General features: G+C 62.6%; 13 protein-coding genes. 3 read left to right on the top strand and 10 right to left on the bottom strand.

The features are described from left to right. Positions 1-168: 168 nt before the first annotated feature. Positions 169-2328, bottom strand: a complete 2160-nt coding sequence (locus tag H7A13_08205) for an EAL domain-containing protein (protein ID MCP5333325.1) — start codon at positions 2326-2328, stop codon at positions 169-171. A gap of 539 nt (positions 2329-2867) precedes the next feature. Then, a complete protein-coding gene (locus tag H7A13_08200; protein MCP5333324.1) occupies positions 2868-3443 on the bottom strand; it encodes a DUF1285 domain-containing protein in 576 nt (191 codons plus the stop codon). A gap of 344 nt (positions 3444-3787) precedes the next feature. Here H7A13_08200 and H7A13_08195 point away from each other — a divergent pair, with 344 nt between their 5' ends. From H7A13_08195 to H7A13_08185, 3 genes are all read left to right on the top strand, one after another. Next, on the top strand, positions 3788-4753 hold the full coding sequence (locus H7A13_08195) for an alpha/beta hydrolase (protein ID MCP5333323.1): 966 nt from the start codon (positions 3788-3790) through the stop codon (positions 4751-4753). 78 nt (positions 4754-4831) lie between these two features. Continuing rightward, entirely contained in the window at positions 4832-6472 is a 1641-nt protein-coding gene (locus tag H7A13_08190) for an NAD(P)/FAD-dependent oxidoreductase (GenBank protein MCP5333322.1), read from the top strand. 84 nt (positions 6473-6556) lie between these two features. Then, on the top strand, positions 6557-7687 hold the full coding sequence (locus H7A13_08185) for an aminotransferase class V-fold PLP-dependent enzyme (GenBank protein ID MCP5333321.1): 1131 nt from the start codon (positions 6557-6559) through the stop codon (positions 7685-7687). A 29-nt stretch (positions 7688-7716) separates the two neighbouring features. Here H7A13_08185 and H7A13_08180 read toward each other — a convergent pair whose 3' ends face one another. The 8 genes from H7A13_08180 to H7A13_08145 form a co-directional block, all read right to left on the bottom strand. Next, entirely contained in the window at positions 7717-8490 is a 774-nt protein-coding gene (locus H7A13_08180) for an SDR family oxidoreductase (GenBank protein ID MCP5333320.1), read from the bottom strand. A 37-nt stretch (positions 8491-8527) separates the two neighbouring features. Beyond that, a complete protein-coding gene (locus H7A13_08175; GenBank protein MCP5333319.1) occupies positions 8528-9856 on the bottom strand; it encodes a Fe-S oxidoreductase in 1329 nt (442 codons plus the stop codon). Positions 9857-9934: 78 nt separating this feature from the next. Beyond that, complete coding sequence (locus H7A13_08170) at positions 9935-10357, bottom strand: rubrerythrin (protein ID MCP5333318.1); 423 nt, start codon at positions 10355-10357, stop codon at positions 9935-9937. A gap of 138 nt (positions 10358-10495) precedes the next feature. Beyond that, entirely contained in the window at positions 10496-10828 is a 333-nt protein-coding gene (gene grxD, locus H7A13_08165) for a Grx4 family monothiol glutaredoxin (GenBank protein MCP5333317.1), read from the bottom strand. A 126-nt stretch (positions 10829-10954) separates the two neighbouring features. Next, complete coding sequence (gene uvrB, locus H7A13_08160) at positions 10955-12973, bottom strand: excinuclease ABC subunit B (GenBank protein ID MCP5333316.1); 2019 nt, start codon at positions 12971-12973, stop codon at positions 10955-10957. Continuing rightward, entirely contained in the window at positions 12970-14082 is a 1113-nt protein-coding gene (locus H7A13_08155) for a 3-deoxy-7-phosphoheptulonate synthase (protein MCP5333315.1), read from the bottom strand. The genes uvrB and H7A13_08155 overlap by 4 nt, the downstream gene beginning before the upstream one ends. Before the next feature lie 39 nt (positions 14083-14121). After that, positions 14122-15033: a carbon-nitrogen hydrolase gene (locus H7A13_08150; protein ID MCP5333314.1), complete on the bottom strand. Its 912-nt coding sequence runs from the start codon at positions 15031-15033 to the stop codon at positions 14122-14124. A 225-nt stretch (positions 15034-15258) separates the two neighbouring features. After that, positions 15259-15669 carry a c-type cytochrome gene (locus tag H7A13_08145; GenBank protein MCP5333313.1) on the bottom strand — a complete coding sequence of 137 codons (411 nt, stop codon included), beginning with the start codon at positions 15667-15669 and terminating at the stop codon, positions 15259-15261. Between the last annotated feature and the right edge of the window lie 39 nt (positions 15670-15708).

Raw genomic sequence — 15708 nt, 5'->3', positions numbered from 1 at the left:
GGCCGGGAATGTCTTGCCTTGTCATGGCCGGAACTCCATCTCCGCGCGAGCCAAACCTTAATCGAAGGTGGCTGGCAAATCAATTTCTTGAAGCGTGTCATCGGCCAGAGCTGTGGAGTGGTTCTGACGGCATGGTGACGGTCCATGGAGCCTTGCCCCCGTGCAGCGTCAGCTGAGCGCGACCGTTGCCCTGTTCTGATTGCGCTCCAGGAGTGATCTGGCATCGCTGGGATCCAGCGAGCGACTCAGCAGAAAGCCCTGTGCCTCATGGCAGCCCAGGCGGCGCAGGTAATCCAACTGCTCCGTGGTTTCGACGCCTTCGGCCACCAGATTGAGTTTCAGCCCTTTGCCAATGGATGCAATGGCATCGACCAGGCAGGCATCCGGGTTGGTGACGTTGATCTCGTTGATGAACACGCGATCGATTTTCAAGGTGGTGAGGGGGAATTTCTGCAGGTAACTGAGCGATGAAAATCCGGTTCCGAAATCATCGAGCGCGATCTTGACGCCATGCTGATGCAGCGCCTGAAGTTTGGCGACAACGCCCTCCCAATCCTTCATCAGCAGATTTTCGGTGATCTCGACCTCCAGCAGGCTGGGGTCGAGTCGATGCTCTTCGAGAACGGCGAGCACCAGCGATGTGAAGTCGGGCTGCTCGATCTGCAGGACAGAAAAGTTGATGCCCATGCGGATTGGCTCCAGCCCTGCATCGAGCCACTCACGCAAGGCGGCGCAGCCCTGCCTCAATACCCATTCGCCGAGCATCAGCACCAATCCGCTCTCTTCGGCGATGGGGATGAATTCGTTCGGCAGCAGCAGTCCGCGCAGTGGGTGGCGCCAGCGCACCAATGCCTCCATGCCGAGGATTTTTCCTGAATCGATGTCCATCTGTGGCTGGTACTGCACGCAGAACTGCTGGCCCTCGATGCCTCGACGAATGTCGTTTTCGAGCAGCAACCGTTCCGAAGCGGCTGCATCCATGCTCGATTCGTAAAAGCAGAAGCCATTGCGGTTGCGCTTTTTCACCTGATACATCGCCAGATCGGCATGGCCGACCAGTTGGTTCATCGATGTGCCGTCGCGGGGATAGAGCGCGATGCCAATGCTGGCACCGATGAAGATTTCGTGGCCATCGAGCAGAAACGGGCTGGCGAGGCGGGCCATGATCTTGCTGGCGATGGTGGCGGCGTCCTGCTCCGAGTTCAGGCTGGGCAGCAGCAGGGTGAACTCGTCTCCGCCAAAGCGTGCCAGCGTATCGCCTTCGCGCAGCGATGAACGCAGGGTTTCGCTGACCGCCTGCAGCAGCAGGTCACCGGTTGCGTGTCCCAGCGAGTCGTTCACCACCTTGAAACGGTCCAGGTCGATGAACAGCACCGCAAAGAGCTCTTTGTTGCGTTTGGCGTGGGCAACGGCCATGTCCAGCCGGTCCTTGAACAGGGTCCGGTTGGGCAGCCCGGTCAGCAGATCGTGGTAGGCCTGAAACTGGATGGTCTGTTCCGCCTGTTTGCGCTCGGTGATGTCGCGCGCAATGCCGAAGGTTCCCTGGGTGGTGGAGCTGATTTCACTGATGCTCTGGTCGATCACGCCCGTTTGAGAGAGGTCGAGCGGGAAGTACTCGACATAGAGATGGCGCACTTGGTGGAATTTGTTCCTGACCCGAATTTCAGCCTGTCTTCTGAATGAGCGGTCGGTATCGTCGTGCTCGCTGTCGCATGACAATTGCTGCCACTCCTCGCCGTCCAGTACGACGGAGAAGTGCTGGCCAAGCAGTGCCTCTGTCTGATAGCCAAGCAGGTCGGAAACGCGGTTGTTGATGAAGGTGAAACGGCCTTCATGATCGAGGACATAAATGACGTCGGGAGAGTGTTCGACCAGATGGCGATGCAGTTTTTCCGACTGCCACAGCCGTTGTTGAAACAGCCGGTTTTCGGTTTTCAGCCGTTGATTGGTCAGCGTATTGGAGAGAGTCTTGAGCAGTTCATCGCTCGAGTAGGGCTTGCGGATGTAATCGGTGGCGCCCAGCAACAGCGCCTGGGTGATGGCGCCGAATGAAGATTCGCCGCTGATGACGATGACCGGCGTCTCATACTGTTGGTCGGCAATGTGCTGAAGCACATCATGCCCGCTGATGTCTTCCATGCGCAGGTCGAGCAGGATGGCGTCGAAGTGGTCGTTATCGAGTCGCTCGATCGCCTGTCGACCACCCTGGGCCAGTTCAGTCTGGTATCCATGCAGGACGAGCAGTTCTTGCAGGCTCCGCAGCAGACGGATTTCATCATCGACCACCAGCAAACGGGCAGCGTCGGGCTGCTTGCCGGAGATGCTCATCTGCATTGTCGTGCCACCCTGCGGACGCTCTGCTGTGATGAATGGATGTTCTCCGTCTGGAAACGGAGATCGCCTGGCCGTCCTGGCTCTTGTGACTCCTTTGAGCTGCGCTCCCTTACATGTCGATGTTCAGTGGTACAAAGCGAAAAAGTGGTTAATAAAAAATACGGCACACTCGATGTCAATCGAGTGACGTGTCTTGCTGAAGTCGCGGGGACCTGTTTGAAGTGCCGATGGGTGACGGTGCATGGAAACTGCATTGGCCTGCATGAAATTGATGCGTCTTTTTTTGTTATCTGGCGAGGTAAAATGCTCGACCCTTCAAATCGGACTGTCTTTTTTTGCGCATCTTTTTCAGAACCATAACAAAGACGGATGACCATGTCCAGATAAAGCATTTCGTTGTCGAGACAAGCATGCGTGCCTGTCATCAGCAGGGGTGGGGCAGGCGCAATCTGACATCACCAAGAAAAAAACCATGCGGGGAGTGCATCCTGCGCATCTGCGGTCATGATGGAGATCGACAATGCGCCGGCCGATTATTCTGTGGCGCTCCCGAGCGAGAAAAAAATACCGGAACTGGTGATACCCAATTGAGGTTTGCCGTCCACCATGCGTTCTTCGGTCATTTCGATCAGACGATAAAAGAGTGCGCGGGTCAGCCGTCCATGAAGGCGTCCGCGAATCGCGAGGTAGGGCGATGGCTCACCGGTGGCGCTCTCTTCGACCCACAGGGGGTGGTCGGGGCCGGCCAGCACCTGGTCGCCGACCTGGGTGGTGAAGCAGAAGCGCCGTTGATCGCCTTCGCCCGCCACTTCCACATCGGTGACCAGAAAGTGGGCATCCTCGACCTCGATGCGCAGTCGTTCGGCCGGTGTCACCAGATAGCTGTGGCCATCTTCATCGCGACGCAGGATGGTCGAGAACAGCCGTACCAGCTCCTTGCGCCTGATCGGTTCGCCTTCGTGGTACCAGGTGCCGTCACGCGCAATGCGAATGTCGATCTCGCCAACCCGCGCCGGATGCCACTGATCGACGGGCGGCAAGCTGGCAGGAGGTTTGAAGTGGTGAATCTGTTGGGCCAGATGTTCCACTGTGGGATCGGAGGTGTTCATGTCGGGAGTCTCATGGGTGGCTGACGCAAGGCGGGGAAATTCTCCTGTGAGCCGGGCCGCCAATGCAATGGATCGATGCCGGCAGGCTTGCGCTGACTGTACTGGATGGCAGAAGAAGGGTGGCTGGCCTGATCTACGGGAGGGTCACCAGGGCAGAGGAGAGAGATTGACGGGGATCGCCTGCATGGTGGATGCTAACCAATCGAATATTTCCGTTCGGTAGCCGTCGGTGGGCCAGCGTCGGCGGACATGGCGTCATGGAGGGCGATGTGCTTTTCGCCCCGCCGCGTTCCGCCCCTTGGTCAATGCCGCATGACATAACAATAAAACAGGAGGGAGAGCGAATGGCGCTTGATTTTGCGACGCGTCGGTTTCTGGAAATGATGGCTGAACGGGGCCGGCCGCCGCTGCACGCGGGAACACCGACCGAAGCGCGGTTGGCCAGCGCGGCGATGGCCGATCTGGCGGGCCCGGCACCGCCGATGGTGCGAGTCGAAGACCATTCGGTGGTCAGCAGCGATGGCGGTTCGGTGCCGATGCGGCTGGTGGTGCCGATCGAGTCGCCGCGCGGATTGATCGTCTTCTACCATGGCGGTGGCTGGGTGATCGGCTCGGCACAGCAGAGCGAGACCGTCGGCCGCAAGCTGGCGGAGCGCACCTCCTGTGCGGTACTGCTGGTCGACTACCGGCTGGCGCCGGAGCACCGCTATCCAATTGCGGTCGAGGACTCCTACGCGGCGCTGTTGTGGGCCGATGCGAACCTGCAGCGGATCGCCGGCCGCAGGGTGCCGTTGATGGTGGCCGGTGACAGTGCCGGCGGCAATCTGGCGGCAGTGATGGCGCTGCGCGCCCGCGACCAGCAGGGTCCTGCCTTGGCGTTGCAGGTGCTCATCTATCCGGTGACCGATGCCGATTTCGAGCGTGCTTCCTACGTCGATCCGGAAAACCAGCTCTTTTTGTCGCGTGAGTCGATGCTCTGGTTCTGGGATCACTATCTGCCAGACCCGGCACGGCGGCTGGAGCCCGATGCCTCGCCGCTGCACGCGGCCGATCTTTCCGGATTGCCGCCGGCAGTGGTGCTGACCGCCGAGCATGACGTGCTGCGCGATGAGGGCGAGGCCTATGCACAGCGCCTGCAGCAGGCGGGTGTCGCCGTCGATTTCAAGCGCCATGCCGGCCAGATGCATGGTTTTTTCACCGTACTGGCCCTGCCCGGCAGTGAAGGCGGTTATCAGCAGGTGGTCAAGGCGGTTCGCGGCGCGCTGGCCCAGGCAGAGCAGGCGGCGAAAAAAGCGGCTGGGGCCGGCTGATCGGCATTTGAACCGAATTCCATGCCGGAACCATCACATTACTCATTCAAATAAAAGGAGAGAGCCGAAATGTCGAACTTGCAGAGCACGAAGAGCGCCGATGTCGATGCCGTGGTGGTGGGTGCCGGATTTTCCGGCATGTACATGGTGCACAAGCTGCGCGATCAGCTGGGGTTGACCGTCAAGGGCTATGAGCGGGCCGACAATGTCGGTGGCACCTGGTACTGGAACCGCTATCCCGGTGCACGCTGCGACTCGGAGAGCTACATCTACTGCTACTCCTTCAACAAGGAGATGCTGCAGGAGTGGGAGTGGAGTGGCAAATATCCCGAGCAGCCGGAAATTCTCAAGTATTTGAATTATGCCGCCGACAGGCTCGATGTCCGGCGCAGCTTTCAGTTCAACACCAGTGTCGTCGCTGCAAGATTTCTCGATGCCGACAACCTGTGGGAGATCGAGACCGACCGCGGCGAGAAGGTGCTGGCGCGTTACTTCATCACCGCCATCGGCTGCCTCTCCACCGGGCAGGTGCCCAAGATCAAGGGGCTCGACAGCTTCAAGGGGCAGTGGTACCACACCGGCGGCTGGCCGCATGAAGGGGTCGATTTCAGCGGCAAACGGGTGGGCGTGATCGGCACCGGTTCGAGCGGGGTGCAGTCGATTCCGGTGATTGCCCAGCAGGCCGGTCATCTGACCGTCTTCCAGCGTACGCCACAGTTCGCCGTGCCGGCGCGCCATGGTACGGTCGACCGTGCCTATCTGGAGAAGGTCAAGGCCAACTACGATTCGATCTGGGAAAAGGCGCGCAGCTCCTACGCGGGCTATACCCATGACCGGGGTACGACCTCGGCCCTGGCGCTTTCCGACGAAGAGCGCGAGGCACGGTTTGAGGCGGGATGGCAGCAGGGCGGCTTCCAGTTCCTGTCGCTCTTCAGCGACACCAGCCTCGATCGGCGTGCCAACGACACCGCCGCCGAGTTCATCCGACGCAAGATCCGGCAGACCGTGAATAACCCGGAAACGGCCGAAAAGCTGCTGCCGACCGACCATCCGCTCGGCTCCAAGCGGTCACTGATCGACACTGACTACTTTGAGACCTATAACCGCGACAATGTGCAACTGGTCGATATTCGCCACTGTCCGATCGAGGAGATCACGCCGAACGGCATCAAGACCGCCGATGGCACCGAGTATCCGCTCGACATCATCGTCTTTGCCACCGGCTTCGATGCCATGACCGGCTCGTTCTTCAAGATGAACATCCAGGGCCGGAATGGTCAGCCGCTGCAGCAAAAGTGGGCCGAAGGGCCCAAGACCTACCTGGGCGTGTCGACCTCCGGCTTTCCCAACATGTTCACCATCACCGGTCCAGGCAGCCCGTCGGTGCTGTGCAACATGCCGGTCTGCATCGAACAGCATGTGGAGTGGATCGCCGATCTGATCCAGTATGCCGACCAGAAGCAGATCAGACTGATCGAGGCCGATGTCGCGGCCGAAAACGCCTGGGTGAACCATGTCAACGAGCTGGCCTCGATGACGATGTTCATGCTGGCCGACTCCTGGTATCTGGGGGCCAACATTCCCGGAAAACCGCGGGTGTTCATGCCCTATCCCGGCGGCATGAACACCTACCGGCTGAAGTGCGAAGAGGTGGCGGCCAAACAGTATGAGGGTTTCATTCTGCAAGGCGGTGACGCTCGACCGCCGCGTGCGGCCTGATCGATCGACAAACGCCCACCGTCGTTCCATTCCTGGCTCCGCATGGTGACTCCATGCGGAGCCATTTTTTTGAGGAGGCAGATCATGAGTGCAAACTGGTGGCAGAGCGAGTTCGAACTCGATGGCGATCTGGCCTATCTGAACCATGCCGGTGTCGCCCCTTGGCCGAGGCGCACCCGTGATGCCGTGGTGGCCTTTGCCGAGGAGAACCTGCACCGTGGTGCCAGCGGCTATCCCCGCTGGATCGAGCGTGAGGGCGCGCTGCGCGAGTCGTTGCGGCGGCTGATCAATGCCCGCTCCGTTGCTGAGATCGCGCTGCTGAAGAACACCTCCGAGGCGCTCTCGGTGGTCGCGCATGGCCTGTCTTGGCAGCCGGGCGACAACGTGGTGATCAGCAATCAGGAGTTCCCCTCCAACCGCATCGTCTGGGAGTCGCTGCAACGCCATGGCGTTACGGTGCGCAGTGCCGACCTGGCGCAGGGCAGCTCGCCCGAGCAGGCGCTGCTCGATCAGATCGATGTCCACACCCGGCTGCTGGCGGTCAGTTCGGTGCAGTACGGCACCGGTCTCAAGATGGATCTGTCGCTGCTTGGCCGGGCATTGCGTGGCAGCGGGGTCAAATTCTGCGTGGACGCGATCCAGAGCCTGGGTGCCATCCCCTTTGATGTCGAGGCCATCGGTGCGGACTTTGTCGCCGCGGATGGGCACAAATGGCTGCTGGCGCCGGAAGGACTGGCGCTGTTCTACTGCCGCCGGCAGTGGCTGGAGCAGCTCGAACTGCACCAGTATGGCTGGCACATGGTGGCCGATGCGGGCGATTATGACCGCCAGAGCTGGCAGCCGGCCGCCGATGCCCGTCGTTTCGAGTGCGGCAGCCCCAACATGACCGGGGTGATGGGGTTGCAGGCCAGCCTGACGCTGCTCGATGAGGTGGGCATCGAACGGGTGGCGGTTGAGCTGCAACGGCGGGTCGATCTGCTGGTCGAGCGGCTCGGTGCCGATCCGCGCATCGAACTGATCACGCCGGCCGCTGCCGACCGGCGTGCCGGCATCGTCACCTTTCGCCACCGCGATCGGCCCGCGGCACTGCTGCATCGGCAGTTGAGCGCGCAGCAGATCGTCTGCGCCGCCCGCGCCGGTGGCGTGCGCTTCTCACCCCACTTCTACACCCCGTGGAGCGCGCTGGAGCGGGCCGTCGAGGCCGTGCTCGGTTAGTGTGGGTGCAGGCCGGCTGCCGTGCCCTGCTACAGCGTGCGGGTCAGACCGCCGTCGATGTCGAGGATCGAACCCTGGCAGTAGGCGGAGGCTGAAGAGGCCAGAAAGGCCACCGCGGCGGCAATTTCGGCCGGCTGGCCGATGCGCGGGATGCCCAAGTTTCTGGCCATTGCCGTGGCGGCTGCCGCCGGATCGAGGTTGTGAGCCGCAGCCAGTTGGTCGATTCGTGCCTGCAGGCGATCGGTGGCGATCAGCCCTGGGTTGATCGCATTGACCTTGACCCCCTCGGCCATGCCGCGCTCGGCCAGCACCTTGGTGAGGTTCAGCAGCGCCGCATTGACCGCGCCGCCGATCGCGAACTCGGCATCGCCGGTGCGGCCACCGACGCCGACGATGTTGACGATGGCGCCCGTCGAGCGGACCAGATGCGGCCAGGCGGCCCGGGAGCAACGGACCGTGCTGAAGAACTTCAGCGCGAAGCCATCCTCCCAGTCTGCTTCGCTGAGCTGCAGGAAGTCACCGCGACGGGTGGCGCCGGCGTTGTTGACCAGCAGGTCGATGGTGCCGAACCGCTCGATCGCAAAATCGATCAACCGCTGTGGTGCCTGGGGATCACGCAGATCGGCCGGAAAAATCACCGCCCGGCCGTTGCAGGCGGTGGCGACCTGTTGCAGCGTTTCCGCCGAACGGGCCGCCAACACCAGCTGCACTCCTTCAGCGGCGAGCTGTTCGGCAATGGCGCACCCGATGCCACGGCTGGCGCCGGTGACGATGGCCACCTTGCCGGCGAGATGCAGCTCCATGTCGGCCTCGCGGAGTCGGTGAGTGGAGGTTGCGTGTCTAGATGCCGTAGGCCAGCCGCAGCAGCGAGAGTGGATGCTCGGTCGCCTTGTCACCCTCGCTGAAATTTTCGATGTGGGCGCCGGCCATCGGACAGTCGCTGCCATAGTGGTCGGGTGCGCGTTCATCCAGTTCGCGGACGATCGGTCGGCAGATTTTCTTCGAGAACTCGAAATATTCCGCCTTGACTCCATAGGTGCCATCGTGGCCGGAGCAGCGTTCGATGCTCTGCACCTCGGTGCCTGGAATCAGTTGCAGCAGGTCACGGGTTTTGGGGCCGATGTTCTGCACCCGCTGGTGGCAGGCGGCATGGTAGAGCACCCGACCGAGTGACTGTTTGAAGTCGAGCCGAAGCAGGCCATAACGGTGCCGTTCGAGCAGGTATTCGAACGGATCGAAAAAGGCCGCCTTGACTCGCGCAACGGCGGCGTCATGGGGGAACATCAGTGGCAACTCCTGTTTGAACATCAGTACACAGGAGGGGACCGGCGCGATGAGGTCCCAGCCATCCTCGACCAGTTCGAGAAGCTGCGGGATGTTCTGCTCCTTGGCCTGCGCCACCGATTGCAGGTCACCCAGTTCGAGCTTCGGCATGCCGCAGCAGCGCTCCTGCCGCACCCGGGTCACGGTGATGCCGTTGTGAATCAGCACCCGGGCCAGATCCTCGACCAGTTGCGGTGCATTGTAGTTGCCGTAGCAGGTGACGAAGAGCGCGACCTTGCCGCTGGTGCTGCCGGCAGGTTGGGGCGGTTGGTCGGGGCCGTCAAGCCGATCGAGACGGTTGCGGCCCTTGCTGGAATGGTATTCGGGCACCCGCGCCTGCGGATGCACGCCCAGCGTGGCCGCCAGCGCCTTGCGACCCAGGTCGCTGCGGTTGACGACGTTGACCACCTCGGCCACCAGCGGAAGGCTGGCCAGGGCGCCGACTTGGTCGGTGCTGGCCAGCACCCGGTTGCGCAGCGAGGTGCCCTGCTCCTGGAATGCCGTGGCCTTGGCGCGCAGCATCAGGTGGGGAAAGTCGATGGCCCACTCATGCGGCGGTACATAGGGGCACTTGGTCATGAAGCAGAGGTCGCAGAGGTAGCACTGCTCGACCACCTTGGCATAGTCCGCCTTGGCGACACCATCGACCTCCATCGTCGGCGACTCGTCCACCAGATCGAACAGGGTCGGAAAGCTGTTGCAGAGGCTGACGCAGCGGCGACAGCCATGGCAGATGTCGAAGACCCGCTCCAGCTCCTCATCGAGCTGCGCGCGGTCATGGAATTGCGGATTTTCCCAGTCGAGCGGATGGCGGGTGGGGGCTTCGAGGCTGCCTTCGCGGGACATGGGTCATCTCCTGTGACGGGTAAACCGAAAGCGGGAACCGAAGTTCCCGCTTGTGATCGACAGATGGGCTGCCGCGGCTCAGTTGCCGAGGGTGTCGAGTGCCTTCTGGAAGCGGTTGGCGTGCGAGCGCTCGGCCTTGGCCAGCGTCTCGAACCAGTCGGCGATCTCGTCGAAGCCCTCTTCGCGGGCGGCCTTGGCCATGCCGGGATACATGTCGGTGTACTCGTGGGTCTCACCGGCGATGGCCGCCTTCAGGTTGTCGCCGGTCGGACCGATTGGCAGCCCGGTGGCCGGATCGCCGACCTTCTCCAGATATTCGAGGTGGCCATGGGCATGGCCGGTTTCACCCTCTGCGGTGGAGCGAAAGACCGCCGCCACGTCGTTGTAGCCCTCGACGTCGGCCTTGGCGGCAAAGTAGAGATAGCGGCGATTGGCCTGGGACTCCCCGGCAAAGGCGGCTTTCAGGTTGCTTTCGGTTTTACTTCCTTTCAGTGCAGTCATGATCAGCCTCTCATGGGTGGTCGTGGTTTGCGGGCTGGAATGGTGCCGGTGGGGTTCCCGGCGCCGACTCCGTGGTCGCACTCTAAGCGAGCGCGGGCCATTTGGCCAGAGCGAGCGAGCGGGTGGAACCGGAGCGATTCACTCGCCGGAAGCGGATTCGACGGCCTGTTGCACCATCCGCTTCAGTTCGCCCTGCTGGTAGAGCTCGGTCATGATGTCGCAACCGCCCACCAGCTCGCCATCGATGAAGAGCTGCGGGAAGGTCGGCCAGTTGGAGTGGCGCGGCAGATTGGCGCGAATCTCCGGGTTGGAGAGCACATCGACATAGGCGAATTTCGCGCCGCAGGCCATCAGGATCTTCGATGACTGGGCCGAGAAGCCGCACTGGGGCGCTTCGGGCGAGCCCTTCATGTAGAGGATGATCGGGTTGCCTTCGATCTGCTGTTGAATCAGTTCGATGATGTCGCTCATGGTGTGCTGCTCCTCGGGGCAAGAAGTGGGTGGTGGCGCAACGTGCGCCTGGGTAACTGGAGGGGACAGTGTAATCCCGGACGGAAAAAGATTATCACGCCAGTGGCTGGGGATATATGGACGACGCTACCGTTGTGCAGCCACATAGCTGCGCTCGCGCAGCGCCTGAATCTGGTCGCGCAGCCGTGCCGCGGCCTCGAATTCGAGGTTTCTGGCATGCAGATACATCTGCTCTTCCAGTTTCTTCACGGCCTTCTCCAGCTGTTGTGGCGGCAGTGGCTGCAACTCGGCGGCCGGTGGCGGGGCCTTGCGGCCACGCCGGCCACGGTTGCCGGGCGCCACTGCCCCTTCGAGGATATCGCTGACCTCTTTGTGGATGCCGCGCGGTGTGATGCCATGCTGACGGTTGAATTCGAGCTGCACGCCGCGGCGCCGTTCGGTCTCGTCGATCGCACGCTGCATCGAACCGGTGAGGGTGTCGGCATAGAGAATCGCCTTGCCTTCGAGGTTGCGCGCCGCCCGGCCGATGGTCTGGATCAGTGAGCGTTCGGAGCGCAGAAAGCCCTCCTTGTCGGCATCGAGGATGGCGACCAGCGCCACTTCGGGCATGTCGAGCCCCTCGCGCAGCAGGTTGATGCCGACCAGCACATCGAACTCGCCAAGGCGCAGATCGCGGATGATCTCGACCCGTTCGACGGTGTCGATGTCGGAGTGCAGATAGCGCACCTTGACGCCATGTTCGCCGAGGTAGTCGGTGAGGTCCTCGGCCATCCGCTTGGTCAGGGTGGTGACCAGCACGCGCTGCCGCTGGTTGACGCGCTGCCGAATCTGCGACAGCAGGTCATCGACCTGGTTGGCGGCGGGACGCACCTCGATTTCGGGGTCGATGAGACCGGTGGGACGCACCAGTTGCTCCACCACCCTGGCGCTGTGTTCCGCTTCGTAGACCGACGGGGTGGCCGAGATGAAGAGGGTCTGCGGCGAGAGCCGCTCCCATTCGTCAAAGCGCAGCGGACGGTTGTCGAGCGCCGAGGGCAGGCGAAAACCGTACTGCACCAGCGTCTCCTTGCGCGCCCGGTCGCCGCGGTACATGGCGCCAAGCTGTGGAATGGTGACGTGGGATTCATCGATTACCAGCAGGGCGTTGGCCGGCAGATAGTCGAACAGGGTGGGCGGTGGCTCTCCCGGCTGGCGGCCGGAGAGGTAGCGGGAGTAGTTCTCGATGCCGGTGCAGTAGCCCAGTTCGCTGATCATCTCCAGGTCGAACTGGGTGCGCTGTTCGAGCCGCTGCGCCTCGACCAGGCGGTTCTGGCCGCGCAGCAGCGCCAGACGCTCGGCCAGCTCGACCTTCACCTGCTCCATCATCTCGACCATGGTTTCGCGTGGCGTGACGTAGTGGCTCTTGGGAAAGATGGTCGCGCGTGGCAACTGCCGCAGTTGCTCGCCGGTCAACGGGTCGAACAGGGTGATGCGCTCGATTGTGTCGTCGAACAGCTCGACCCGCACCGCCTCGATTTCGGAGTCGGCCGGATGGATGTCGATCACATCGCCCCGCACCCGGTAGGTGGCGCGGCGCAGTTCGGCATCGTTGCGGCTGTATTGCAGCTCGGCCAGGCGGCGCAGCAGCATCCGCTGATCGATCCGGTCGCCACGGTCGAGGTGCAGCACCATCTTGAGGTAGGCGGCCGGGTCGCCGAGGCCGTAGATCGCCGACACGGTGGCCACCACCAGCACATCCTCACGCTCCATCAGTGCCTTGGTGGCCGACAGCCGCATCTGCTCGATGTGGTCGTTGACCGAGGAGTCTTTCTCGATGTAGGTGTCGGAGGAGGGGACGTAGGCTTCGGGCTGGTAATAGTCGTAGTAGGAGACGAAATACTCCACCGCGTTGCGGGGAAAGAACTCGCGGAACTCGCCATAGAGTTGCGCCGCCAGTGTCTTGTTGTGCGCCAGCACCAGGGTCGGCCGCTGCACCTGCGCCACCACGTTGGCGATGGTGAAGGTCTTGCCCGAGCCGGTGACGCCCAGCAGCGTCTGGTAGGCCAGACCATCCTCCAGCCCTTCGACCAGCGCCGCGATGGCCGCCGGCTGGTCCCCGGCCGGCGCATAGCCGGCGTGCAGTTCGAACCGACCTGAGCCGCTCAAGCCGACTGGCTCCAGAGCGCCTTGCGTTGCAGGTAGCTCTGTCGACAGAGTGCGATGTCGGCCAGGTAGTTGGGCAGCTCTTCGAGCCGCAGCGCCTGCGGGCCATCGACCAGTGCCTCGGCCGGCTGCGGATGGAAGTCGACCAGCACCATGTTGGCGCCGGCGATGAGGCCCTGCGCCGTGGCGTGGCAGAGATCGAGCAGGCCATCGGGGTCGCTGTCGCGGCTGCCGACCGAGTGCGACGGGTCGATGCAGACCGGCATGCGGGTGAGCCGCTTGACCACCGGCACCTGACTGAAGTCGACCAGATTGCGGTGTGGCGCGCCATACTCGCTCTTCATGCCGCGCAGGCAGAAGATCACATTGGAGTTGCCTTCGCTGGCCAGATACTCCGCGGCATTCAGCGACTCGTTCAGCGTGATGCCGAAGCCGCGCTTGAGCAGGATCGGATAGCGCTGCTGCCGCCCCAGCGCCTTCAGCAGCTCGAAGTTCTGGGTGTTGCGGGTGCCGATCTGCAACATCACACCAGTGGGGCGGCCGAGCCGCTCCAGGGTCTGGTCGATCTCCTCGACCTGCGCCTCGTGGGTCACCTCCATGGCGATCACCTTGATGCCGTATTTACCCGCCAGTTCAAACAGATCGGGCAGGCAGTCGGCGCCATGGCCCTGAAAGGCGTAGGGGCTGGTGCGCGGCTTGTAGGCGCCCATGCGGGTGCATTCAAGGCCATGTTCGTGCAGGGCCTTCATCATCGCCTCGACATTGCGGCGGTTGTCCACTGCGCAGAGCCCGGCGAAGAGCTGAAAGCCCTCCTGTGAGAAGTCGACACCGTTGTAATGAAAGCCGCTGACCCGGTCGCGGTCGCGGTGGCGGCCGAGGATGCGGTACTCATCGGAGATGCGCACCACTCGCTCCACCGCGGCCAGGCTCTCGATTTCGGCGCGGTCGAGGCGGGCGGTGTTGCCGAGCAGGTAGATCTCGGTCAGGGTTTGCTGCTGACCCTGAATCTGGTGGGTTTGCAGCCGGATGTCAGGCAGCTTGTGCAGATGGGCGAGCATCTGCTGGTAGTCTGACGAGGCGGGATCGATGTCGGGACGCAGTATCAGCAACATGGGGGGCTCTCGATGACGAAGGTGGAGGCGGGCTGCACACTACTGCGGATCACGCCAGCGCCGGACGAGGTCGCCATAGCCGTCGATGCGGCGGTCACGCAGAAAGGGCCAAGAGCGGCGTACCTGTTCGCTGCGACCGAAGTCGATGCCGATCAGCTTGATTTCGGTCTCATCACTGCCCGCCTGCCACAGCAGCTCGCCTTGTGGTCCGCAGGCGAAACTCGAACCCCAGAAGCGTGATCCGGCCGTGGCACCGCTGGGGTCGACCTCATGGCCGACGCGGTTCACCGCGACCAGCGGCAAACCATTGGCAATCGCATGGCCACGCTGCACGGTGATCCAGGCATCGCGCTGCCGCCGTTGCTCATCGGTACTGTCGTCGGGGTCCCAGCCAATCGCGGTGGGGTAGATCAGCAACTCGGCGCCGGCCAGCGCCATCAGCCGTGCTGCCTCAGGGTACCACTGATCCCAGCAGACCATGACGCCGAGCAGGCCGGCGCTGGTCTGGATCGGCCGAAAGGCCTGCTCCGGCCTGTTGTGGGGCAGATCACCGGGGGTGAAGTAGTACTTTTCGTAATAGCCGGGGTCATCGGGGATGTGCATCTTGCGGTAGCAGCCAGCCAGGCTGCCGTCGCGCTCCAGCACCACGGCACTGTTGTGGTAGAGACCGGCCGCGCGCCGCTCGAACAGTGAGCCGATGACGACTGCGTTCAGTTCGCGCGCCAGTTGACCCAGCGCCGTGGTCGAGGGTCCGGGAATCGGTTCGGCCCGCTCGAACTGGGCGGCCTCTTCGCTGACGCAGAAGTAGGGGCCATTGTGCAGCTCCGGCAGCACCAGCAGATCGATCTTCTCGCCGCGCAGCGGCTCCAGCAAGGTCCGGATGGCGTGCAGATTGGTGGCGGCATCCTGCTGGCAGGCACGTTGTACCAGCGCAACCTGTAATGGGGTCATGGCGGTTCCTGGACGCTTCATCGACAAAGGGATGGTCGGGACGATCGCGCGCATGGTAAACGCGCATCCATCTTCTGTGCCAGAACAGCAGGTGGATCAGCAGTGTCGTCGCAGGATGAGGGGCCGGTTGACGGCCATTGGGAGCGGACAGCGAAAGACGAGGCAGCTCTTGCAGGAGAGGGCGCATGATGAGAGCCCCATCATGCGCCCTCTCACCACAGGTGATTACTGAACCGACTGGATGGAGATGATGTAGTCGATGACGTTCAACATCCTCGCCTTGGCGACGGTTTCGCTCTCGTGCGAGTCGTAGTAGAACACCTGTCCCCAGACCGGCATGTCCTTGGGACCATGGCCACGGATGTTCGCCCCTTCGGCGATGCGGCCATCGATCGACTGGCGAATGCGCCAGTAGGGGAATTTGCCGCCATTGTTCTTGCTGATCTGGGTCAGATCGGTCGGTTTCGGCGTCAGGTTGGCGGCCAGTTGCCCGTCGCCCTTGCCGGCCATGCCGTGGCACACCGCGCAGTTGTTGACGTAGTCGCGGGGGGGCTCGGCTGCCAGGGCGGCCTGACCTGCCATCAAGGCAGAACAGGTCAGCAGAGCGGTGAAAGCGCGGGGGACGATCTTATGCATTATGGTCTCCTCGGGGTTGATGCCGGACAGTCCATCGGT

The sequence above is a fragment of the Pseudomonadales bacterium genome (assembly GCA_024234215.1).
Classification (GTDB): domain Bacteria; phylum Pseudomonadota; class Gammaproteobacteria; order Pseudomonadales; family UBA5862; genus JACKOQ01.
The sequence above is the reverse complement of the archived record's forward strand: the minus strand, read 5'-3'. Positions and strand labels throughout refer to the sequence as shown.